This is a genomic window from Neptuniibacter caesariensis (genome assembly GCF_000153345.1).
Classification (GTDB): domain Bacteria; phylum Pseudomonadota; class Gammaproteobacteria; order Pseudomonadales; family Balneatricaceae; genus Neptuniibacter; species Neptuniibacter caesariensis.
This window is the reverse complement of record NZ_CH724125.1, coordinates 1552031-1574375: the sequence shown is the minus strand read 5'-3', so window position 1 is coordinate 1574375 and position 22345 is coordinate 1552031. Positions and strand designations below refer to the sequence as shown.

The window sequence follows — 22345 nt, the reverse complement described above, 5'->3', positions numbered from 1 at the left end:
GGTTAATGCTACCTAAGGGTGGCGAGAAATAGTGATTGAGAAAAATATGTCATCAGATAAAAAACGCGTCATTGTTGCTTTAGATTACCCTAATCAGAAACAGGCTTTGGAGATGGCGGCACAGCTAGACCCGGCTCGCTGTAGAGTTAAAGTGGGTAAAGAGTTATTTACCCGCTGTGGTCCTTCCATTGTTGAATCGCTACACACTTCTGGTTTTGATGTGTTTTTAGATCTCAAGTTTCATGACATTCCAAACACAACAGCTAAAGCCGTTCGCGCAGCTGCTGAAATGGGAGTTTGGATGGTAAATGTTCATGCATCGGGTGGTCGTAAAATGATGGAAACCGCACGCAATGAGCTTGAGCAGGTCAATGGCGCTAACACTTTGCTAATTGGTGTAACGGTTCTGACGAGCATGGAGCGATCTGATCTGGCTGATCTGGGTTTGGATGTTGATCCCCTTGAGCATGTTAAGCGCTTGGCGTTACTGACCGAGGCAAGTGGACTGGACGGTATTGTCTGTTCTGCGCAAGAAGTCACACCGTTGCGTCAGGTCGTGGGAGCCGATTTTAAACTAGTGACTCCTGGTATTCGTCCTGCTGATGCTGAAGTAGGCGATCAGAAACGTATCATGACGCCTTCTGATGCCATTACCGCAGGAAGTGATTATTTAGTTATTGGGCGCCCAATAACCAAAGCGGATTCTCCTGTTGATGCGCTGGCCGCGATCGATGCAGAATTGGCGCCGTTGCTTTAAAGCGATAAGCACGTTATAAAGAAAGCCTGGCTCAAGGAGTGAGTCAGGCAATTCATAATTGAGTAAAAGGATATTACGATGAAACTACGTTCTCTAAGAGCGCTGGTCCTAGCGCTTATCTGTCTTGTTCCAGTGTCGGCTTTTGCAGAACTTCTGGATATTAATACCGCTTCAGTTGAGCAACTATCCACAAACCTTAAAGGTATTGGTCATTCGAAGGCCGAGGCTATTGTGGCTCACCGGGAGCAACATGGGCCCTTTAAAACGGTGGATGAGTTAACTCAGGTTAAAGGTATTGGTAAAGCGACGGTCAGCAAAAACCTTGATGTAATGACTGTTACTATGCCGAAAGAGACAGAAGAGGTTGCAGTGAAAAAATAGCGCATAAGCTATTTCATACAAGCTCGCTGCGCATGGGCGAGCTTGTTCTAGGAAAGCCATGCAGCGCCTCTTACTCCGCTTGAATCTCCATGTATCGCTTTAACAATAGGTGTATCTACCTGGTCAGAAAAAACGTACTGACTTAGTAGGGCGGGGAGCTCTTGATAGATTCTGCCCTGATTGGATAAACCGCCTCCTAGCACAATAACCCCAGGGTCCAGAATATTTATAACAGAAGCGAGAGCCCTGGCGAGCTGGTCAAGATAGAGGTGAGTATCTGCTAAAGCATCATTGCCCTGTTTAGCTCGTGACCAGATCTGATCAGATGAAAGGTGTTTGCCATAGTGGCTTGAAAAGCTTTTCTCAAACCCTGGGCCTGAAAGAAAGGTTTCGATGCAGTCTGTCTTGCCGCAATAACAAGGTCGGTTATTTCTGTCTGAATCTTTTAGCCAGGGGAGCGGATTGTGGCCCCATTCACCGGTAATTGCATTAGGGCCGGACAATAGCTGCTGGTTAACGCAAATACCCCCGCCAACCCCTGTGCCCAGAATAACACCGAAAACAGTGCTGTAACCTGCGCCAGCGCCATCACAGGCCTCTGACAAGGTAAAGCAGTCTGCGTCATTAGCTATTTTCACCGAGCGTTGTAGCTTATTACTAAGATCGACATCCAGCCGATTACCGATCAGGCAAACTGAGTTTGCATTCTTCACCAGCCCGGAAGCAGGGGATACTGCGCCAGGGATGCCTACGCCAACCGAGAGTGCCGGCTCGCTAAGGGTTTGCTCAGTTAATGAAACGAGTTTATCGATTGCATCGATAGTGGCTGTGTAGTTGCCTTGAGGGGTGGATATTCGCTGGCGAAACAAGGTGCTGCTGTCATCGCTGATGGCGATAACTTCGATCTTAGTTCCACCAAGATCAATTCCGATTCGATAACTCATAGCAGGCCAAGTTAGTTAGGTTAGAAACATATTATCTAACCCCGGAGAGCGGAGCCAGGGCTATAGAACGAAGGCCAGTGTTAACGGAATAAAAATAAGGCTACCCATATTGCCGAGCAGAACGATTGAGGCAACCTGGTGCGGCTCCTGATTGTAACGTTCCGCAATCATATAGTTCAGCACAGCGGGTGGTAAGGCGCCAAACACAACCAGATAAGCAAGTTGAACAGGATCAAGTTGTAGGAATTGCTGACAGAGTAAAGCGATGGCTATGCCGCTAAGTGGACAGAGAACCGCACTATAAGTACCGATGCGCCAGTTGCTGAAGTCGACACTCGTCATGCGAACACCTAGGGCAAATAGCATCAATGGAATGGCGATCTGACCGAGCATGTCGATGAATGTGTGCACGGATTCAGGAATAGGTAAATTAAAACCGCTCCAGACTAATCCCAGAATTGTCGCAACAATCATCGGCATTCTAAGAAGGTTTAATAAGCGGGTTTTGTGGTCGAGTATATAAATACCAACGGTAAAATGAAGAACATTTTCAACCAGAAACAATACAACAGCGGCTTGAAGTGCATGCTCGCCAAATGCCAGAACAATGAGCGGAATCCCGAGATTGCCGCTGTTACTGAACATCATAGGTGGAATAAAGGTTTTTGGATGAACCTTAAATAGCCGGCAAAAAGGCAATAGCAGAAGGCCAGATCCGAGCACGACAATGGCGGCTCCGATTGCAAGTGATTGATACTTGATCAGGTCAAATGATTCCGCCGATAGTACTGCAAAAATTAGGGCGGGAACGAATACATCGATATTGATCTGATTCGCTACATTCATATCTGGCTTGTAGCGACGGGCGTATATAAAGCCGACAGTGACAATAGCCACTAGAGGAAAAACGGTAAGGAAGATTCTTTCAATTAGCAGACCTTGAGCTTCCATTTACAAACTATCCTTATCTGGGCGCAAGGTCTGCGCATGAGCGGGTTTAAGTCTAACTAATTAGTCAAACTCTTTACCGGTTGGAACAACCAATACAGGTATTTTGGCATGGCGCATAACCTGCTGGCTAGTATGGCTGTGATGACCAAAGCGGTTTTCAGCACCCATCACGATCATATCTGCGTTTACCGCCTGAGCAGCATCCAGAATTGAATCGGTGTGGTTACCTTCAGCAACTTTGTGCTCAACGTTCAGCACAACAGGGTTTTCCAGGCTTTGCATCTCATCAGCGCAGAACTTTTCGATACGTTCCTGCATGTTCTTGTGGATCTCTTTAATGCCTTCATCGTGCATCTGTTTGATCAGATCTTCAGAAACGTAGTTCTGGATGAGGGCGTGACCCATTTCTCCCATAGGCTCTACCACGTGAAGCATTACGATCTTGGCGTCATTTTGCATTGCTTGCTTCACTGCCTGGCGGAAAACAGGGCGAGTGTGTTTACCTAAAGAAGTCGCATAAAGAATAGTTTTAATATCTGGGAGTGCCATGATCAGTTCCTTTATAATTCTTAGACTAAAGTATTGTGTTTAGGTCATTCTAGCACTTAGTTTTTAAGGGCTAAGAATTACTCATTGTTTGATAGACCTAGCTCAATATTTTTGTGGGTGAAGCCTCATTAATGAGGCGTGCCACAACCACAGCGTGTCTTTTGTGTTTTACCAATACCAGGGTTAAAGCTATTAGTTGGGTCAAGATCGAAGTAGAAGTTTTGTAGTCCTTCTTCTGCTTCGTAAAGATGCCCAACATTATGTTCAGCAGGATACTTGGCTCCTTTCTCCTTAAGCAGATCCAGCATCATCTTTTTCACGGCTTTACCGTCAGCGCCCTTTTTCAGGATGTAATCCTGATGGAACACGTGACACATAAAGTGCCCGTAATAGAGTGAATGAACGATATGCTGACTGATCTCTTCAGGTAAATTTTCAACCCAATCGGGATCATTGCGTCGCAGGGCGATATCCAATGCCAGAATATCTTCTACTTCATTCTGGTGAATAATCTGATAGCGAATTGCGGCACCGGCAGCGGCAAAGCGGTGTAGGTAGGCTTTTTTCGCTTCATCCGCATCACATTCGAAATAGTCGCCTTTATCGCTAGCTGCAAAGAATTGCTTCAGGAATTTATCCGCTTCTTTGATGCCACCATCGCTCATTTTCAGAACAAGGTAGTGATCATACTTTTCACGGAAGTCTCGCATGCGCTTTGGAATAATGTTTGGCCACAGCTTGCAAGCAAATTGCATAACTCGATCAGGAATATCCTTTGGCAGGAAGCTGATTTTGTTTAGGTACGCAGCGATTTTGCCTTTTATCGCGAATAGTTTTGGCAGTGGATCCGTTCCGAAGTAATTAATCATCATGAACGTATCTTTGCCGTACTTTTCAGCAATATCGTAAATGTCTTTATGCATATACTCGGCAACTTCAGGCAGATTTTCGAAGTGCTGAAGTATATGACGTCGAATATCGGTCAGTTCCTGAGGGTCATTGGTGCCGATGTAGTAAACCTGTTCCTTGTTCGCAACTGGGAAAGTATCCAAACGAACCGCGAATACGCCCACTTTGCCTGCACAGCCGCTTGATTCATACAGGCGGCTGGTATCAGCGTTATAGCGAGCAGGTGTGTCTGCATCGACATCCCTGACGATCTCAGGGTAATCATTAGCCGACGCTTTCTCTGTGCTGGCTTTAACGTCAGTGTCCGCAAAATTGCGTTGCTCAAGGTTGGTCAGAATCTCTTCTGGGGTTTCCCCAAGGTCAATACCTAAGTGGTTAACCAATTCCAGTTCGCCTGCATCATTAAGCTGAGCAAACAGAGACAATTCAGTGTAAGCCGGGCCACGTTGTACTAACGCGCCGCCAGAGTTATTAGCGATACCACCAACAATGGAGGCGCCAATACAGGAAGAGCCTATCACTGAGTGAGGTGCACGGTTTATTGGCTTGAGCATCTTTTCCAGGGTAAACAGTGTAGCGCCGGGAAAGCTAATGATTTGGTTGCCTTCATCGAGCAGATAGATCTTATCCATGCGTGTGGTGTTAATTACCACTATTTCACGATCATAATCTTCACCGCTCGGGGTCGAACCTTCGGTGAGGCCAGTATTAGCGGCCTGCATGATCACAATCTTATCTGCTTTTACACAGGCATTAAGTACTTTCCACTGATCAAGAAGTGTGGTTGGGAACACGACAGCTAGGGCAGAGCCCTGGCCTGAACGGAATCCTGTACGATAATGTTCAGTCTGATTTTCTCCGGTAAGAACATTTTTCTCACCCAGAATCGAGATAAGCTCATCGACAAAATTATGGTTAGACATGACGCACTCTTAACTATTTTTATCTGGCTCTGCGGCCTATTTATTATGAGTTGTCACTCCAGGCCTGGTGTAAGCCCGGAGTGACGTAGCTTGATTAGCTATAGGCGATGGTTGGTAGCCAAAGAACGATCTGCGGCCAGAAAACCAATACCAGTAGTGCAATCAGCTGAAGAATGATGAAAGGAGTTACACCTTTATAAATATCAGTGATCTTAACGTTCGGTGGGCACACACCTTTAAGGTAGAAGAGTGCGAACCCGACGGGGGGGGTTAAGAACGAGGTTTGCAAGGCCATGGCGACAAGCATGACGAACCAAACCAGCTCTGGGTTATCAATACCCGGTGCGGAGATATCTAATCCTAAGGCCGAAATAACCGGTGCCAGCAATGGCAGGATAATCAGCGTGATTTCGATCCAGTCCAGGAAGAAGCCCAGTAGGAAGATAACACCCAGAATGAAGAAGATAATTCCATAAGGGCCAAATGGCAGACCTGTCAGGAATTCTTCGATCATCTCGTCACCGCCCAGCTCTCGCAATACCAGGGCAAAACAGGTTGCACCGATAAAGATAGCGAAGATATAAGCGGTGGTGTTCATTGTTCCGCCAACAACTTCATGAAGAACCTTGAAGTTGAACTTCTTATTGTACATTGCCAGTAGTGTCGCACCGAATGCGCCTACACCTGCGGCTTCCGTTGGTGTAGCAATACCAGCAAAGATAGAGCCCAATACAACAAAAATCAGCAGTACAGTTGGCAGTACATCTTTTAGAACGTTGAAGAAAATGCCAAACGTCACACGTTTAGCATCATCAGGAACAGGCATGTGCGAAGGATTGATAATGCCGCGAGCAACGATGTAGATGATATAGAATGCACCCAGCATCAGGCCTGGGAATACCGCACCCATAAACAGGTCACCTACAGATAGGCCCAGCTGATCAGCCATGATCACCAACATGATGCTTGGTGGGATCAGGATGCCCAGTGTACCTGCAGATGCAATCGTACCTAGGGCAAGAGGCATGTTATAGCCTTGCTTAGTCATAGCCGGCAGCGACATAACCGCCAGAAGTACAACTGACGCACCGATGATACCTGTAGATGCGGCCAGGATAATACCAATTGCAGTAACCGTAATAGCCAGACCACCATGGACGCGGCCGAACAGTTCCTGCATCGATTTCATCAGGCGTTCAGCAACACCCGATTTATCCAGCATGATCCCCATAAATATGAACATGGGGAGTGCCACTAGTATCCAGTTTTCCATTATGGTCCATAGACGGTTAACCACCAGTCCCAGTGTGGTGTAATCCAGACCCGTCATTGTATCCATGTATGAGTCAGTGAACTGACCCAGAAAAGCAAAGATTATTCCGATGCCGCCCAATACCCAGGCAACAGGAATACCTGTAAATAGTAGCGCGATGAACGAAAGGAACATCGCGATTACGAGAACTTCATTCGCATCCATCAGTCATCACCTTTAATCAACAATGTAATATCACGTATAAATCTTGAAATAACAGCCAATCCCAAAAGTGCAAAGCTAATAGGAATTACTGATTTCATAGCCCATCGGTATGGCAGGCCTGAAGCTGCTTCAGACGCCTCATTTACACGGTAGGATTCTGCAGTGAAGTCGATACCCTGCAGGAAGATGATCACGATAAATGGCAGCACCATAGTAGGGATGCTGATAACTTCGATGATACGTTTTGTTTTAGCTCTCAAACGAGAATAAAACAGGTCTACGCGGATGTGGGAATTGGTTGTCTGTGCATAAGACAAACCAAACATTACGCCGATGGAATACAGATGCCACTGCAGTTCCTCAAGAGCGATCAAGCCACTGGCAAAACCTTTACGCAGGATAACCTGCAGCATAATTACCAGAACCAGAACAACGTATACCCAAGCGACGGACATACCAATGCGCTTAATGAAATTGTCGATTGCATCAGCGAGTGGTACTGGGGTCAGTTTTTCGTTTTCAGTCACCGAAACTTACCTTCGCTATTTATGTCAGAGTAGGATGCTGTAGGGACATGGGATCCACAGCTCTGACTTATTTATAGTTATAGAATATGGCTTAAGCAAAAGGGGCGGCCTAAGCCGCCCCTTAAGAGACACCGGTAAGCTGGGCTGCTACCGGCGTTTTTGGATTACTTGGTTGCGCGTGGCAGGAATGCGTTAGCTTCCCACAGATCGTAACCAGAGCGGAATGTGCTCATGTCATCCCATACTTTCTTGAAGAATGGGTCTGCAGCTGTTTTCTCTGCAACAACTTCATCCCAAGTAGATTTGAAAGTATCCAGCATTGTCTGGTTCCAGTAGCGGATCTGCACACCGTTATCAGCGGCTTTCTGCATTACTGGGAACTGCATTGCTTCACCTTCAGCGATAGCGTTAGTCATAGAAGCTTTACAAGTTGTTTCAACCAGAGCTTGCTGACCTTTGCTCATCTTGCCCCAAGTGTCTTTGTTGATCAGTAGTTCGAATACTGTCGCCTGCTGGTGCCAGCCTGGGAAGTAGTTGTACTTAACGATCTTGTGGAAACCAAGACGCTGGTCGATTGCTGGCTGAGAGAACTCAGAAGCGTCGATTGCGCCTTTTTCAAGAGCACCGAAGATTTCACCACCAGGCAGCTGAACTGTACCAACGCCCAGTTTCTCCATTACAGAAGCACCCAGACCGAAGAAGCGCATGTTCAGACCTTTCAGATCTTCAGGCTTTTCGATTGGCTTAGAGAACCAGCCAGATGTTTCAGGAGAGATGATTGCACAAGGAAGAACTTTTACGTTGTAACCAGCAGTATCGTACATTTCCTGATACAGGTTCATGCCGTTACCGTAGTACAACCAAGCCATGTACTCACCCGCTTCTGGACCGAAAGGAACTGCAGAGAACAGTGCCGCTGCAGGCATTTTGCCCTGCCAGTAACCAGCAGTTGAGTAACCGGAGTTAACTTTACCAGAAGATACTGCGTCCAGAATCTCTTTAGGACTTACCAGCTTGCCTGGTTCGTAGATCTTCATTTTTACTTTGCCGTCACTAACCAGTTTCAGCTGATCTGCAACCCAAACGATTGGAGTACCCAGAGCTGGAAGGTGAGAGCCGAAAGCGATTGGAGTTTTCAGAAGCAGTTTGTCAGCAGCCTGTGCTGGAGCTGTGGTGCCTGCAACAGCAGCAGTAACAACAGCTGCAGAGATCAGAGACTTGGCGAACTTTTTCATGTCACATCCTCTAGAGATTCATTTTTATATTTAGTATTTAACGCAATTTTAGGAGAGAGGCTTTGACCTGTAGGAACCTCTTTTGCACTGCGTCAATCTCAATTGGTATTACCAATTTACCATCAGAGACTTCTTACTGTATTTTTTTTGAGCAGGGGATGTCAATGTTTTTTTTCGCTGAATCCAATATAGACTAAAAAAAATTTTTTGCGCTATGTTTGAGCTGCCCTATAAATTTAGGGCTTGTTAAAGAGTGTCTTGTTGGTGTAATTAATAAAAAAACACGCGTACACAGTTGTGTTGTCTGAGTGCTTTCCTTTACTATTCTTATTGGTCTTACCAATATAATTTCGAGTATTACAGATGGGCTACAGTAGGGTTAAACAACCAAAAATTTCTGATGTGATCATGGAGCAGATGGAAGCCATGATTCTGGAAGGGACCCTTAAACCAGGTCAGAAACTACCGCCGGAGAGGGAGCTGGCAAAGCAGTTTGAAGTATCACGTCCGTCACTGCGTGAAGCTGTGCAAAAGCTGGCAGCTAAAGGGCTGTTAATTAGCCGTCAGGGCGGTGGCACCTATGTGTCTGAGGATCTGGGTGGATCGTTCTCGGACCCTTTGTTGGAACTATTCAGAACCCATCCTGAATCTCAGTACGATCTTCTGGAATTTCGTCATGCACTTGAGGGTGTTGCGGCTTATTACGCAGCATTGCGAAGTACGCCGGCAGATAAAGAAGCTATTCTCAAATGCTACGATGATCTGCAGCGTTACCATGACACTAAAGAGATCCAAAAAGAGGTGTATGCCGATGTGGATTTCCATCTGGCAATAGCAGCCTCAACCCATAATATGGTTTTACTGCATATGATGCGGGCGCTTTTTAATCTGTTGCGTGAACATATCTGGGATAACCTTAAAAATATCTATCCGAATTCAGATTACCGCGAAAAAATTCATGATCAGCACAAAGTGCTAATGGATGCTATTCTCGAAGGTGACCCGGAAAAAGCTCGACAAGCTGCGCATCATCATCTGGCTTATGTCGAAGAGGCGTTGCTTGAGGGTGAAAGGGAAAATACGCGTTTGGAGCGAGCTTTACGTCGGGCCAATATTTAGTTTAGATCTTAAGTGATGTACTAAAACTACATTTATTAAGGTAGAAACCCAGCTGTTTATAAAATAATCGATGGATTTTGTAATTTTGTAGACAGTTTGGTCATAAATATGTAGTATTACTACAAGATAATTACTATAAGACTTGTCAGGTTATTCTGGAATGCCTCAAAAGGGCAGGGGATTTCACTGGCAAAAAGTCATTACTAAAAAAATATACGCTGCGTTAACTTTTAGAGTGGAGAGGTCAAAGTGCAAGACATTATTGATGACGTTGATCCAATTGAAACACAAGAGTGGTTGGATGCGCTTGAATCAGTTGCAAAGAATGATGGCGACGAACGTGCGAAGTACTTACTGCGTAAACTAGGTGAGAAAGCAAATGACATGGGCGTAAGCTCTGCATCAGCGCTCACGACACCCTACCGTAATACAATTTCCGTTAAAGATGAATCACGTATGCCAGGCGACCTGTTTATGGAGCGCCGTATTCGTTCTTTCATTCGTTGGAACGCAATGGCAATGGTTATGCGTGCTAACGACAATGAAGACGGCCTGGGTGGTCACATCTCGTCTTTCTCTTCTTCTGCAACACTTTACGATATTGGTTTTAACTACTTCTTCCGTGGTAATGAAGGTGGTCAGGAATCTGACATGGTCTTCTTCCAGGGGCATATCTCTCCAGGTATCTACTCTCGCGCTTACCTTGAAGGTCGTTTGACTGAAGAGCAGATGGATAACTACCGTCGTGAAGTAGACGGAAACGGTCTTTCATCTTACCCGCACCCTTGGTTGATGCCTGATTTCTGGCAGTTCCCAACGGTTTCTATGGGTCTGGGACCGATTCAGGCAATTTACCAGGCGCACGTAATGCGTTATTTGTCAGCACGTGAATTGATTAACCGTGGTGACCGTAAAGTATGGGCATTCCTTGGTGATGGTGAGTGTGACGAGCCAGAATCTCTGGGCGCTATCTCTCTGGCGGGTCGTGAGCAGCTGGAAAACCTGATCTTCGTAGTTAACTGTAACCTGCAGCGTCTGGATGGTCCGGTACGTGGTAATGGTAAGATCGTTCAGGAACTTGAAGGTATCTTCCGCGGTGCTGGCTGGAACGTTATCAAATGTCTATGGGGTCGTCATTGGGACGCCCTGTTCGAAAAAGACACCAAAGGTCTTCTACAGAAGCGCTTTGATGAAGTATGTGACGGTGAGTTGCAGAACTACAAAGCGAACGGCGGTGCATACACGCGTGAGCACTTCTTCGGTAAATACCCAGAGCTTCTGGAGCTGGTTGCAGATCTGTCTGATGAAGACATCATGAATCTGAACCGTGGTGGTCATGACCCTTACAAAGTGTTTGCTGCTTACAACGAAGCAGTTAACCATAAAGGTCAGCCTACGGTAATCCTGGCGCAGACTGTAAAAGGTTACGGTACGGGTAAGTCGGGTGAAGCGAAGAACGATACCCACTCTATGAAGAAAGTGGCGATGGATGATCTGAAAGATTTCCGTGACCGCTTTAACATCCCGCTAACGGATGATCAGCTGAAGGAAGTTCCATACTACCGTCCAGCGCCAGATTCACCTGAAATGAAATATATGTTCGAACGTCGTGAAAGCCTGGGTGGTTTCTACCCGGTTCGTCGCACAGAGTTCGAAAAACTGGAAACACCACCACTATCAGATTTCGACGGTCAGTTGAAAGACAGTGGTAAGCGTTCTGCCTCTACCCAGATGGTACTTAACCGTGTGATGAGCACACTGGTTAAAGACAAAAACATGGGTGAGCGTGTAGTGCCAATCGTACCTGATGAAGCACGTACTTTCGGTATGGAAGGTATGTTCCGTCAGTTGGGTATCTATACCTCTGAAGGTCAGCGCTACGTACCACATGACTCTGATCAGATCATGTTCTACAAAGAATCTAAGACAGGTCAGATTCTGGAAGAAGGTATCAACGAAGCAGGTGCGATGTCTGCATGGATGGCTGCGGCTACATCTTACGCAAACAATAACTGCACAATGGTACCGTTCTACATCTACTACTCTATGTTCGGATTCCAGCGTGTGATGGACCTGGCGTGGGCTGCAGGTGATATGCAGGCACGCGGCTTCCTGATCGGTGCGACTTCTGGTCGTACAACACTGAACGGTGAAGGTCTGCAGCACCAGGATGGTCACAGCCATCTGATGGCGCAGATGATTCCGAACTGTAAGTCCTACGATCCTACTTACGGCTACGAGCTGGCAGTGATTGTTCAGGACGGTCTGCGTCGCATGTATCAGGATCAGGAAAACTGCTTCTACTACATCACGACAATGAACGAGAACTACCACCACCCAGCAATGCCTCAGGATGCTGAAGAAGGCATAATCAAAGGTATGTACCTGCTGAAAGAGGGTAAGAGCTCTGATAAGAAAGTACAGCTGATGGGCTGTGGCACTATCCTTCGTGAAGTTGAAGCTGCGGCTGAGATTCTAAGCGAAGAGTACGGTGTTGAGTCTGATATCTGGAGCACAACATCGATCAATGAACTGCGTCGCGATGCGATGTCTGTTGCACGTGAGAACATGTTGAACCCAGAAGCTGAGCCTAAGAAAGCTTATGTAACTGAATGCATCGAGAGCCGTGGCGAAGGTCCGGTTATCGCATCAACAGACTACATGCGTTCTTATGCGGATCAGCTGCGCGAATACATTCCTCGTAACTTTAAAGTACTGGGTACAGATGGCTACGGTCGTTCTGATACGCGTACTAAGTTGCGTGAATTCTTCGAAGTTAACCGTTACTACGTAGTACTGGCTGCGCTGAAAGCTCTCCAGGAAGAAGGCAAGGTTGAAGGCGCAGTAGTTGCCAAAGCCATGCAGAAGTTCAACATCAACCCGGCTAAACCGGCACCGTGGACTGTTTAAGTCTGCGATGAACTTCTTAACAGCTTAGAACTGGAGGAATTCAAAGTGAGTATTATCACAATTACTGTGCCAGACCTGTCAGGTTCCACAGATGTTGATGTTGTTGAAGTGCTGGTTAAAGACGGCGACACCATTAGCGAAGGCGACAGCCTGATTGTTCTGGAAACAGATAAAGCATCCATGGAAGTGCCGGCAACCCATAGTGGCGTTGTTGTGTCCATGAAAGTTAATGTTGATGATCAGGTTAATGAAGGTGATCTTCTGCTTGAACTGGATACAGGTGCTTCGGCATCTGCACCAGCGGCGGAAGAAGCGCCGGCACCGGCTGCTGCGCCTGAAGCAGCACCAGCTCCGGCTGCTGCTCCAGCAGCGGCTTCGGCTGTAGAAAATGTACTGATCCCGGATCTGTCCGGTGCAACTGACGTTGATGTTGTTGAAGTACTGGTAAAAGACGGTGACACCGTATCTGAAGGCGATAGCCTGATCGTACTGGAAACAGATAAAGCGTCTATGGAAGTACCAGCACCTAAAGATGGTGTGGTGGTTTCTATGAAGATCAACGTTGACGACCAGGTTAACGAAGGCGATCTTCTGATGGAGCTGAGTGTAGGTGGTGCAGCTGCGCCGGCTGCAGCAGCCCCAGCAGTCGCTCCTGCTCAGGAGGCAGCACCTGCTGCAGCCCCTGCACCGGTTGCGGGTGGTAAAGAAAACGTTCTGATCCCTGATCTGTCAGGTGCGAGCGATGTAGACGTTGTTGAAGTATTGGTTAAAGACGGCGACAGCGTTGAAGAAGGCGATAGCCTGATCGTACTGGAAACAGACAAGGCTTCTATGGAAGTGCCAGCACCTAAAGCAGGTACGGTTGTTTCCATGAAGATCAATGAAGGCGATACGGTAAACGAAGGTGATCTGCTGCTGGAGCTTGAAGTTTCCGGCGGTGCGGCTCCTGCGCCAGCAGCTCCGGCTGCTGCACCGGCAGCGCCTGCTCCTGCGGCTCCAGCGCCATCTGCTCCTGCTAAGGCAGCGCCAGCAGCGGGTAATGTTGATAAAGCAGCCCTGGAGAAGAAAAACAAAACTGTTCATGCGGGCCCGGCAGTACGTGCCATTGCGCGTGAATTCGGTGTGGATCTGTCTCTTGTTACCGGTACCGGTCGTCGCGGTCGCATCGTTAAAGAAGACGTTCAGGCATACGTTAAAGGTGCACTGAAACAGCTGGCTGAAGCACCAAAAGGTGGTGCGGTAACGGGTGGTTCAGGTATCCCTGCAATTCCAGAAGTTGATTTCAGCAAGTTCGGTGAAATTGAAGTCGAGAAACTAAGCAAAATTGCTAAAGTGACTCGCGACAACATGAGCCGCTGCTGGTTGAACATTCCACATGTGACTCAGTTTGATAAAGCCGATATCACAGATCTGGAAGCGTTCCGTAAAGAGATGAAGGACGAAGCTGCGAAGTCTGGCGTTAAGCTGACACCGCTGCCATTCATGCTGAAAGCTATTGCGATCGCACTGAAAGAACATCCTAAGTTCAATGCATCTCTGCACGCTGACGGTGAGCACATCGTTTACAAGAAATATGTAAACATCGGTATGGCGGTAGATACGCCAAACGGCCTGATGGTTCCTGTTATCAAGGATGCAGATAAGAAGAGCATCTACGAGCTGTCTAAAGAAGCGATCGAACTGGCGGGTAAAGCTAAAGATCGTAAGTTGAAGCCAGACGAAATGCAGGGTGCATGTTTCACAATCTCAAGCCTGGGTGGCATCGGCGGTACTGGCTTCACGCCAATCGTTAATGCACCTGAAGTTGCGATTCTGGGTGTATCTAAAGCAGACATCGAGCCTCGCTGGAATGGTAAAGAGTTCGAACCACGTAAGATGTTGCCATTGTGCCTGTCTTACGATCACCGCGCGATCAACGGTGGTGATGCGGGTAAGTTCCTGACCTACCTGAATGGCTTGCTGAGCGACATTCGTCGCCTGGTACTTTAGTAATAAACCGCCGCGAGGGCGCGCCTCCTACAGGTAATGTTTCTTTGTGGGAACTATGCCCTCGTCGCGATAAATCATGGGCTTAAAGCTCATGGTTGTAAAAATTTACCAATCCCTTGGCTCAACGCCTCTCCGGAGGCGATCTTTTTCCAGGGGGGTAGATAAACAAACGGCGACTCTGTGCAGGAGGTCGCCGTTTTTTTTGCCTTTCTTTATGTGGAATAGGTGCTTTTTCCCAGATCAAGCTGTTACCCCATTTTTGGGGGCTGTCGAAAACATTTTTCAATAGAAATAACTTTTTAATTTTTCGTGGGTATAATGTGTCACTTAGGTTAAATGTATAGAGCGGACAGGAAGTCATTAGTCGTCCGATGGAGCTGTTAAGGGAATTTCGATGAAAGTTACGGTTTTTGGTATTGGTTATGTGGGCTTGGTTCAAGCTGCTGTTTTAGCTGATGTTGGCCACGATGTGGTGTGTGTGGATGTTGATCAGAATAAAGTAGATAACCTGAAAAAAGGTCTTATCCCTATCTATGAACCTGGTCTAACCCCTATCGTAGAGAGTAACTTTGCTGAGGGCCGACTGCGTTTTACCACTGATGCTGCGGAAGGCATTGCTCATGCTGAAATACAGTTTATCGCAGTAGGAACGCCGCCCGATGAAGATGGTTCGGCAGACCTGAAATATGTGTTAGCTGTTGCTGAAACCATTGCTACCCATATGAATTCGCCAAAGATCATTGTAGATAAATCCACAGTGCCTGTAGGCACTGCAGATAAGGTTTCAGCAAAAGTCGGCTCTGTGCTTAGTACGCGTAATGAAAGGATTGATTACCACATCGTATCAAATCCAGAATTCCTCAAAGAAGGTGCAGCAGTCAGTGATTGTATGCGCCCTGATCGTATTGTTATAGGAACGGATAGCCAGCATGTAGAAGAGCAGATGCGTGAGTTATATGCGCCGTTTAACCGCAACCATGATCGTATGATCTTTATGGATGTGCGTAGTGCTGAACTGACCAAGTATGCTGCGAACTGTATGTTAGCAACAAAAATCAGCTTTATGAACGAGATGTCACAGCTTGCCGAACGACTGGGTGCGGATATTGAAAACGTTCGTCGTGGTATTGGTTCTGATGAGCGAATTGGTTACCACTTTATCTATCCCGGTTGTGGTTATGGTGGCTCCTGTTTTCCTAAGGATGTTCAGGCACTGGTTCGCACAGCTGATGAGATTGAATATGACGCGCAACTACTGAAATCTGTTGAATCGGTTAACTATAAACAGAAAGAAGTTCTTTTTGATCGTGTATTTAACTATTTCAATGGCGATCTTGCAGGTAAAACTATTGCGTTGTGGGGGTTGTCGTTTAAGCCAAATACCGATGACATGCGTGAAGCTTCTAGTCGAGTGCTGATGGAAAAGTTGTGGGAGCAAGGTGCAAAGGTGCGAGCATACGATCCTGAAGCGATGGAAGAAACGCAGCGCGTTTATGGTGTTCGCAATGATCTGGATTTGGTTGGTACAAAGGAATCTGCGATGCAAGGTGCAGACATACTTGTCATCTGCACTGAATGGAAAGTTTTTCGTGCGCCTGATTTTGATCAGATTAAAAGATCGCTGACATATCCAGTTGTGATCGATGGCCGAAATATGTATGAGCCTGAAATAGTTGAGCGTCATGGGCTTGAATACTTCGGGATCGGTCGTGGTCGTAGTATTACAGCCTAAGCCGTACAGCAAAATCAGCAGGTGAGGCGGCTTTGCCTCAGGCGCCCCTTATTGTTTGAATGGGGGCTTAAGTACCCTTACAAAGGTAATTAAATGAAGTTTTTAGTCACCGGAGCTGCAGGTTTCATTGGTTTTTACACCGCGGCGCGTTTGTGCGAAGCCGGTCATGAAGTTGTTGGGCTTGATAACCTTAATGATTACTACGATGTCAATTTGAAGCATGCTCGCCTGAAGGAAATAACACCCTATAAAAACTTCAGATTTGTTGAGCTGGATATTGCTGATAGAGCAGGAATGGAGAAGCTTTTCAAAACTGAAAAGTTTAACCGGGTAATCCACTTAGCAGCACAGGCAGGCGTAAGGTACTCTCTGGAAAATCCGTTTGCCTATGTTGATTCTAACCTTGTTGGAATGATGACAATTCTGGAAGGCTGCCGTCAGAACAATGTAGAGCATCTGGTGTATGCTTCTTCATCGTCAGTTTATGGCATGAATACTAAAATGCCGTTCTCTACCGTAGATGGTGTTGATCATCCGGTATCGCTGTATGCGGCAACTAAGAAATCCAACGAGCTGATGGCTCACTCATACTCACATCTCTACGATATACCAACTACAGGCCTGAGGTTCTTTACTGTATATGGTCCATGGGGACGTCCGGATATGGCGCCTTTCCTGTTCACTGATGCGATTATTAATGAGCGGCCAATAAAGGTGTTTAACCACGGGAAAATGCGCCGTGATTTCACCTATGTAGATGATATTGTTGAGGGTGTTGTCAGAATTCAGGATGTGATTCCAAGCCGTGATAATAACCGGACTATGGATAACCCTTCCATCAGTAAAGCACCTTACCGTGTTTACAATATCGGTAACAATGAGCCGATTGAGCTGATGGAGTTTATTCAGGCAATCGAAAGTGCTGCAGGCAAAGAAGCAGTTAAAGAATTCATGCCTATGCAGCCGGGTGATGTACCTGCCACATTTGCCAATGTAGAAGATCTTGAAAAAACGGTAGGTTTTAAACCAAACACCTCTATACAGGGTGGAATGAGCCAATTTGTTGATTGGTATAAATCATATTATTTGAAATGAACCCTGCCGTCACATGCTATCCGATTGATAGAACTATTTGTAAATTTATATTAATTGACTCTCAGGTATAATTGGTTGGAACTGCAATAGGTCGAACCAAGGAATGGAATAATGAAACTACTCGTTACCGGTGGTGCAGGTTTTATTGGAAGTGCGCTTGTAAGATATATTCTCAATGCCACAGATGATGAGATTGTAAATGTAGATTGCCTAACCTACGCAGGTAATCTTGATTCGTTGCCCTGCGCAAGCGAATTTGATAGGTATGCTTTCGAACAAGTGGATATTTGCGATCACCAGTCGCTTACTAAAGTTTTTGCAAAGCATCAGCCTGATGCGGTCATGCATTTGGCGGCAGAATCACATGTTGACCGATCGATAGAGGGGCCTGCGCAGTTTATACAAACGAATATTGTTGGTACATTCAATCTTCTTGATGTATCGAGACGTTACTATGAGAACCTGAGCGAAGAGAAAAGAAGTATTTTCAGGTTTCATCACATATCTACAGACGAAGTATATGGTGATCTTGACGAAGGTGGTTTTTTTACAGAAGAAACACCCTATGCCCCGAGTTCACCTTACTCTGCAAGTAAAGCAAGTTCTGATCATCTGGTAAGAGCCTGGGGCCGAACTTATAACCTTCCCGTGGTGATCACCAATTGTTCCAATAACTACGGACCTTATCACTTTCCGGAAAAGCTTATTCCCCATATGATCCTTAATGCCTTATCGGGTAAAGAATTACCTATTTACGGCGATGGTCAGCAAATCAGGGATTGGTTATATGTGGAAGATCATGCTAAGGCCTTATATACAGTTGTTACTCAGGGGGGCTTAGGTGAAACATATAATATTGGAGGGTATAACGAAAAAACCAATTTGGAGGTAGTGCATAAAATTTGTGAACTGTTGGAAGAGCTGGTCCCTGAGAAGCCTTCTGGAGTTAAGCACTATGTAGATCTGATTACTTATGTAAAAGATCGACCAGGACATGATCTTCGTTATGCAATTGATGCAAGCAAAATAACTGCAGAGCTAGGCTGGAAACCGGAAGAAAGCTTCGATTCAGGTATTCGTAAAACTGTGCAATGGTATTTGCAAAATGAGTCTTGGTGGGAAAGAGTATTAAGCGGGACTTACAAGCTAGAACGTATTGGTTAAGGGAAATAAAATGGCAAATTACAAGGGCATAGTTTTAGCGGGTGGTTCTGGAACGCGTTTACATCCAATTACCAAAGGCGTCTCTAAGCAGATGCTCCCCATTTACGACAAACCTATGATTTATTATCCGATTTCGGTCCTGATGTTATCCGGGATCAAAGAGATACTAATCATTTCTACACCTGATGATCTTCCCGGGTTTCAGAAGCTTCTGGGTGATGGCAGTGATTTCGGAGTTCGTTTTGAATTTGCCGAACAGCCGAGCCCTGATGGATTAGCACAAGCTTTTATCATAGGTGAAGAATTCATAGGATCGGATAACGTCTGTCTTGTCTTAGGCGATAATATTTTTTATGGGCAGCATTTTACTGATAAGTTGCATTCTGCCGTTTCCAGAGAAAAAGGCGCAACAGTATTTGGCTATCATGTCAAAGATCCAGAGCGATTTGGCGTTGTGGAGTTCGATTCTGAAGGCAAAGCAATTAGCATAGAAGAAAAGCCAGAACAGCCAAAGTCAGAGTTTGCAGTGACAGGTTTATATTTCTATGACAACAGTGTTGTTGAGATTGCAAAAAACGTAATTCCTTCTGCCAGAGGCGAATTAGAAATTACAGATGTTAATAATGCTTACCTTCAAAGAGCCGATTTAAATGTTGAGCTATTGGGTAGAGGGTTTGCGTGGCTTGATACTGGTACGCATGATTCTCTGATAGATGCAGGGCAATTTGTTCAAACTATTGAGCATCGCCAGGGATTAAAAGTAGCTTGTCTCGAAGAGATTGCATTCAGCAATGGTTGGATTAGTAAAGAGCAGCTGCTTAGTCAGGCTGATGCGCTCAGTAAAACAGGCTACGGTCAATATCTAATCTCTTTGGCGGAAAAGTAGGTGTTTATGAAAGTTATCGATACTCCTATTGCGGATCTCAAAATTATTGAGCCCAGAGTTTTTGGTGATGAGCGTGGTTTTTTTCTGGAAACATTTCAGGAGAAACGTTACGCAACAGAAGCAGGAATCTCGCTTCCCTTCGTTCAGGATAACCATTCACGTTCCAGTAAAGGGGTTCTCCGTGGACTGCATTTTCAAAGGACAAAGCCTCAGGGTAAGTTAGTAAGGGTTGTAAGTGGTTCCGTATTTGACGTCGCTGTTGATCTTAGGGCTGGTTCGAATACTTACGGGAATTGGTTTGGGGTGGAGCTCTCTGCAGAAAATAAAAAGCAATTCTGGGTTCCGCCGGGGTTTGCGCATGGCTTTATTGTTCTATCTGATCGTGCGGACTTTGAGTATAAATGTACCGATTACTACGATCCTTCTGATGAAGCTTGCTTAAAATGGAATGACCCTGAAGTAGGTGTTGTTTGGCCAGATTTGGAGCCACTGTTGTCAGAAAAAGATAAGCAAGGCTTACCATTAGGTGAGCTTTTCTTATGAAAATACTTTTAACTGGAGCTGACGGGCAGTTAGGATCGGCGATTGCTGCAGCGGTACTTGCACAAGGTTGGAGCCTTAAAGCAGTGAATCGCCAGGACGTAGATATTACTGATCGTTGTTCAGTGCTTAGTAATATGGAGTGGAGCCCTCAAATAGTGGTGAATGCGGCAGCATATACGGCTGTTGATAAAGCTGAGGATGATTCAGATGCAGCTTTCGCTGTTAATGAATTAGGTGTTCAGAATCTCGTTTCCCTATGTACAGAGCTGAATATCCCTATCATTAGTTTTTCCACTGATTATGTCTTTTCTGGAAAACAAAGTTCACCCTATCTCGAATCTGATGAACCAAACCCGATTGGTGTGTATGGATTAAGTAAAAGAGCCGGCGAGAGAGTCTTAGAGGCTTCAGGTGTGCCTTACCTTAATATTCGTACCAGTTGGGTGTTTGGGGAGGAAGGACATAACTTTGTTAAGACAATGATCCGGCTAGCCGAGACTCATGATGAACTTAAAGTGGTCTCTGATCAAATTGGCTGTCCAACTTATACTGGAGATCTGGCGGAATTAGTGACTGCTATTGTTAAAAAATATGCCGCGGAGAATTCAATACCCTCAGGGCATTATCATTATGCAGGTATTGAAAAAGCCTCTTGGTATGAATTTGCTGAAGAGATTTTTACGCAGGCTAAAGCTATGGGGTTAATAGAAACCGCCCCTAAGGTTTTTCCAGTCCCTACCGATGAATACCCAACTCGGGCTGAACGGCCCACTTATTCGGTGATGTCGTGCCGTAAAGTAAAGGAAGTTTTTGCAGTTCCCGCTTCCGATTGGAAGGCAGGGCTTAGTAAGGTTTTAAAGACGCTGAAAGAGAACTGAGCTTAAGTTATTTTAAGGCTGTAAACTGCAATGCGTGGGTTAATTCCCTGAAAAACCAACTGTGGTAGAGCTTGTGATAATTGAGGTTGAGTAAGGTTCATATCTTGGTGAGAACGATACCGAGCGCTTTGATAATCTTTATGGGCGTGATTGAAATATAGTTTTTACGAGGGGGCTTCGAGGCTGGCACCCAAAGGGCATAGCAAGTGCCTCTCTTGCATCTAACTATAACAAGGACGTTATATGGCAAAAATACTTCACCATGGAGCGGTTACTGGCGTAACCGGTTCCTGTCATCAGCTATTTGATAATGATGACAACTCTATTCTAATTGATTGCGGATTGTTTCAAGGGGCTGAGGTTGGCTCTGGAGAAGATAAGCCTTTCCATATTGAGTTCCCGCTCAGTAGGGTTAGCGCCCTGGTGGTCACCCACTGCCATATCGATCATGTGGGCCGAATACCTTATCTATTAGCAGCGGGCTTTGATAAACCTATCTTTGTGACCGTTGCTACCGCGAAATTGCTTCCACTTGTTATTGAGGATGCGCTGAAAGTTGGTTTTACCAAAGATCAGCAGCTTATAGAGCAAGTCTTGGATTTGCTCAGCTCTCTGATTGTGCCTGTCGAGTATAACGAATGGGTTCAGGTTCCCGGTTTCAATGCTGAGGGTATTCGCTTTCAGGTTGCAGGGCATATCCTGGGCTCCGCTTATGTGGAGGTACAGTTGCCTACTGAGCGCGTTGTATTTTCCGGAGACTTAGGAGCTCCTCATTCGCCGTTGTTACCTTCCCCTAAGCCTCCCCAGTATGCCGATACGTTAGTAATTGAAAGTACTTATGGGGATAAGCTTCACGAATCCAGAGAAGATAGAGCAAATCGTTTGAGAGGTGTTGTAGAGCATTGCTTAAGCAATGCGGGCACGGTACTGATCCCAGCGTTTAGTATTGGGCGCACTCAGGAACTGCTTTATGAGATAGAGCATATTATTCATAAGGTGGGTAGAGATTGGGAAAACCTGGATGTGGTTGTCGATTCCCCTTTAGCAGCAAAATTTACTGAGCATTATCGAGAACTCAAAGGGTTGTGGGATGACGAAGCTTCAGAGCGTGTTGAGGCAGGACGGCACCCGCTATCTTTTGAGCAGTTAATTACCATTGATAGTCACGAAGATCATCTGCGGCTCGTTGAGTATTTAAAAGCTTCAGGCCGGCCTGCCATTGTCATTGCTGCCAGTGGTATGTGCGTCGGAGGGCGGATCGTAAATTACCTGAAAGTTTTGTTGGATGATCCGAAAACTGATGTGTTGTTTGTTGGTTATCAAGCAAAAGGTACGCCGGGAAGGGATATTCAGAAGTATGGGCCGCAAGGTGGGTA

General features: G+C 45.9%; 19 protein-coding genes. 12 read left to right on the top strand and 7 right to left on the bottom strand.

What is annotated here, in order from left to right:
* Positions 1–46: 46 nt before the first annotated feature.
* Both pyrF and MED92_RS07385 read left to right on the top strand, forming a co-directional pair.
* A complete protein-coding gene (pyrF, locus tag MED92_RS07390) occupies positions 47–757 on the top strand; it encodes an orotidine-5'-phosphate decarboxylase (protein WP_040662369.1) in 711 nt (236 codons plus the stop codon).
* Positions 758–835: 78 nt separating this feature from the next.
* Complete coding sequence (locus tag MED92_RS07385) at positions 836–1138, top strand: ComEA family DNA-binding protein (RefSeq protein WP_007020899.1); 303 nt, start codon at positions 836–838, stop codon at positions 1136–1138.
* A gap of 47 nt (positions 1139–1185) precedes the next feature.
* On the opposite strand, the gene MED92_RS07380 is transcribed toward MED92_RS07385, so the two are convergent.
* From MED92_RS07380 to MED92_RS07350, 7 genes are all read right to left on the bottom strand, one after another.
* Entirely contained in the window at positions 1186–2082 is an 897-nt protein-coding gene (locus tag MED92_RS07380; protein WP_007020898.1) for an ROK family protein, read from the bottom strand.
* Between the two features lie 60 nt (positions 2083–2142).
* Positions 2143–3033 (bottom strand): AEC family transporter, encoded by an 891-nt coding sequence (locus tag MED92_RS07375; RefSeq protein ID WP_007020897.1) that lies wholly within the window; start codon positions 3031–3033, stop codon positions 2143–2145.
* Between the two features lie 60 nt (positions 3034–3093).
* Positions 3094–3582 (bottom strand): universal stress protein, encoded by a 489-nt coding sequence (locus MED92_RS07370; RefSeq protein WP_007020896.1) that lies wholly within the window; start codon positions 3580–3582, stop codon positions 3094–3096.
* Between the two features lie 128 nt (positions 3583–3710).
* The gene (gene dld, locus MED92_RS07365; RefSeq protein ID WP_007020895.1) at positions 3711–5414 is read right to left on the bottom strand and encodes a D-lactate dehydrogenase; all 1704 of its coding nucleotides are present in this window, start codon (positions 5412–5414) and stop codon (positions 3711–3713) included.
* Positions 5415–5508: 94 nt separating this feature from the next.
* Positions 5509–6891: a TRAP transporter large permease gene (locus tag MED92_RS07360; RefSeq protein ID WP_007020894.1), complete on the bottom strand. Its 1383-nt coding sequence runs from the start codon at positions 6889–6891 to the stop codon at positions 5509–5511.
* On the bottom strand, positions 6891–7418 hold the full coding sequence (locus MED92_RS07355) for a TRAP transporter small permease subunit (protein ID WP_007020893.1): 528 nt from the start codon (positions 7416–7418) through the stop codon (positions 6891–6893). Before MED92_RS07355 ends, MED92_RS07360 begins: the two co-directional genes overlap by 1 nt.
* A 164-nt stretch (positions 7419–7582) precedes the next feature.
* Positions 7583–8653, bottom strand: a complete 1071-nt coding sequence (locus tag MED92_RS07350; protein WP_007020892.1) for a TRAP transporter substrate-binding protein — start codon at positions 8651–8653, stop codon at positions 7583–7585.
* 363 nt (positions 8654–9016) lie between these two features.
* On the opposite strand from MED92_RS07350, the gene pdhR reads away from it, so the two are divergent.
* The 10 genes from pdhR to MED92_RS07300 form a co-directional block, all read left to right on the top strand.
* Positions 9017–9772 (top strand): pyruvate dehydrogenase complex transcriptional repressor PdhR, encoded by a 756-nt coding sequence (gene pdhR, locus MED92_RS07345; RefSeq protein WP_007020891.1) that lies wholly within the window; start codon positions 9017–9019, stop codon positions 9770–9772.
* Between the two features lie 249 nt (positions 9773–10021).
* The gene (aceE, locus tag MED92_RS07340; protein ID WP_007020890.1) at positions 10022–12682 is read left to right on the top strand and encodes a pyruvate dehydrogenase (acetyl-transferring), homodimeric type; all 2661 of its coding nucleotides are present in this window, start codon (positions 10022–10024) and stop codon (positions 12680–12682) included.
* Positions 12683–12727: 45 nt separating this feature from the next.
* Positions 12728–14671 carry a dihydrolipoyllysine-residue acetyltransferase gene (gene aceF / locus MED92_RS07335; protein WP_007020889.1) on the top strand — a complete coding sequence of 648 codons (1944 nt, stop codon included), beginning with the start codon at positions 12728–12730 and terminating at the stop codon, positions 14669–14671.
* 394 nt (positions 14672–15065) lie between these two features.
* Positions 15066–16403, top strand: a complete 1338-nt coding sequence (locus tag MED92_RS07330) for a UDP-glucose dehydrogenase family protein (protein ID WP_007020888.1) — start codon at positions 15066–15068, stop codon at positions 16401–16403.
* A 93-nt stretch (positions 16404–16496) separates the two neighbouring features.
* On the top strand, positions 16497–17498 hold the full coding sequence (locus MED92_RS07325; protein ID WP_007020887.1) for an NAD-dependent epimerase: 1002 nt from the start codon (positions 16497–16499) through the stop codon (positions 17496–17498).
* Positions 17499–17609: 111 nt separating this feature from the next.
* On the top strand, positions 17610–18662 hold the full coding sequence (gene rfbB / locus MED92_RS07320; RefSeq protein ID WP_007020886.1) for a dTDP-glucose 4,6-dehydratase: 1053 nt from the start codon (positions 17610–17612) through the stop codon (positions 18660–18662).
* 10 nt (positions 18663–18672) lie between these two features.
* Complete coding sequence (gene rfbA / locus MED92_RS07315; RefSeq protein WP_007020885.1) at positions 18673–19548, top strand: glucose-1-phosphate thymidylyltransferase RfbA; 876 nt, start codon at positions 18673–18675, stop codon at positions 19546–19548.
* Positions 19549–19554: 6 nt separating this feature from the next.
* The gene (gene rfbC, locus MED92_RS07310) at positions 19555–20091 is read left to right on the top strand and encodes a dTDP-4-dehydrorhamnose 3,5-epimerase (protein WP_007020884.1); all 537 of its coding nucleotides are present in this window, start codon (positions 19555–19557) and stop codon (positions 20089–20091) included.
* A complete protein-coding gene (rfbD, locus tag MED92_RS07305; protein WP_007020883.1) occupies positions 20088–20969 on the top strand; it encodes a dTDP-4-dehydrorhamnose reductase in 882 nt (293 codons plus the stop codon). Before rfbC ends, rfbD begins: the two co-directional genes overlap by 4 nt.
* Positions 20970–21212: 243 nt before the next feature.
* On the top strand, positions 21213–22345 hold a 1133-nt coding region (locus MED92_RS07300; protein WP_007020882.1), incomplete at its 3' end, for an MBL fold metallo-hydrolase.

What these genes read in the sequence shown, in the direction of transcription:
- pyrF (WP_040662369.1), top strand. Translation starts at nt 47, where the DNA reads ATGTCATCAGATAAAAAACGCGTCATTGTTGCTTTAGATTACCCTAAT.
- MED92_RS07385 (WP_007020899.1), top strand. Translation starts at nt 836, where the DNA reads ATGAAACTACGTTCTCTAAGAGCGCTGGTCCTAGCGCTTATCTGTCTT.
- MED92_RS07380 (WP_007020898.1), bottom strand. Translation starts at nt 2,082, where the DNA reads ATGAGTTATCGAATCGGAATTGATCTTGGTGGAACTAAGATCGAAGTT.
- MED92_RS07375 (WP_007020897.1), bottom strand. Translation starts at nt 3,033, where the DNA reads ATGGAAGCTCAAGGTCTGCTAATTGAAAGAATCTTCCTTACCGTTTTT.
- MED92_RS07370 (WP_007020896.1), bottom strand. Translation starts at nt 3,582, where the DNA reads ATGGCACTCCCAGATATTAAAACTATTCTTTATGCGACTTCTTTAGGT.
- dld (WP_007020895.1), bottom strand. Translation starts at nt 5,414, where the DNA reads ATGTCTAACCATAATTTTGTCGATGAGCTTATCTCGATTCTGGGTGAG.
- MED92_RS07360 (WP_007020894.1), bottom strand. Translation starts at nt 6,891, where the DNA reads ATGGATGCGAATGAAGTTCTCGTAATCGCGATGTTCCTTTCGTTCATC.
- MED92_RS07350 (WP_007020892.1), bottom strand. Translation starts at nt 8,653, where the DNA reads ATGAAAAAGTTCGCCAAGTCTCTGATCTCTGCAGCTGTTGTTACTGCT.
- pdhR (WP_007020891.1), top strand. Translation starts at nt 9,017, where the DNA reads ATGGGCTACAGTAGGGTTAAACAACCAAAAATTTCTGATGTGATCATG.
- MED92_RS07330 (WP_007020888.1), top strand. Translation starts at nt 15,066, where the DNA reads ATGAAAGTTACGGTTTTTGGTATTGGTTATGTGGGCTTGGTTCAAGCT.
- MED92_RS07325 (WP_007020887.1), top strand. Translation starts at nt 16,497, where the DNA reads ATGAAGTTTTTAGTCACCGGAGCTGCAGGTTTCATTGGTTTTTACACC.
- rfbB (WP_007020886.1), top strand. Translation starts at nt 17,610, where the DNA reads ATGAAACTACTCGTTACCGGTGGTGCAGGTTTTATTGGAAGTGCGCTT.
- rfbA (WP_007020885.1), top strand. Translation starts at nt 18,673, where the DNA reads ATGGCAAATTACAAGGGCATAGTTTTAGCGGGTGGTTCTGGAACGCGT.
- rfbC (WP_007020884.1), top strand. Translation starts at nt 19,555, where the DNA reads ATGAAAGTTATCGATACTCCTATTGCGGATCTCAAAATTATTGAGCCC.
- rfbD (WP_007020883.1), top strand. Translation starts at nt 20,088, where the DNA reads ATGAAAATACTTTTAACTGGAGCTGACGGGCAGTTAGGATCGGCGATT.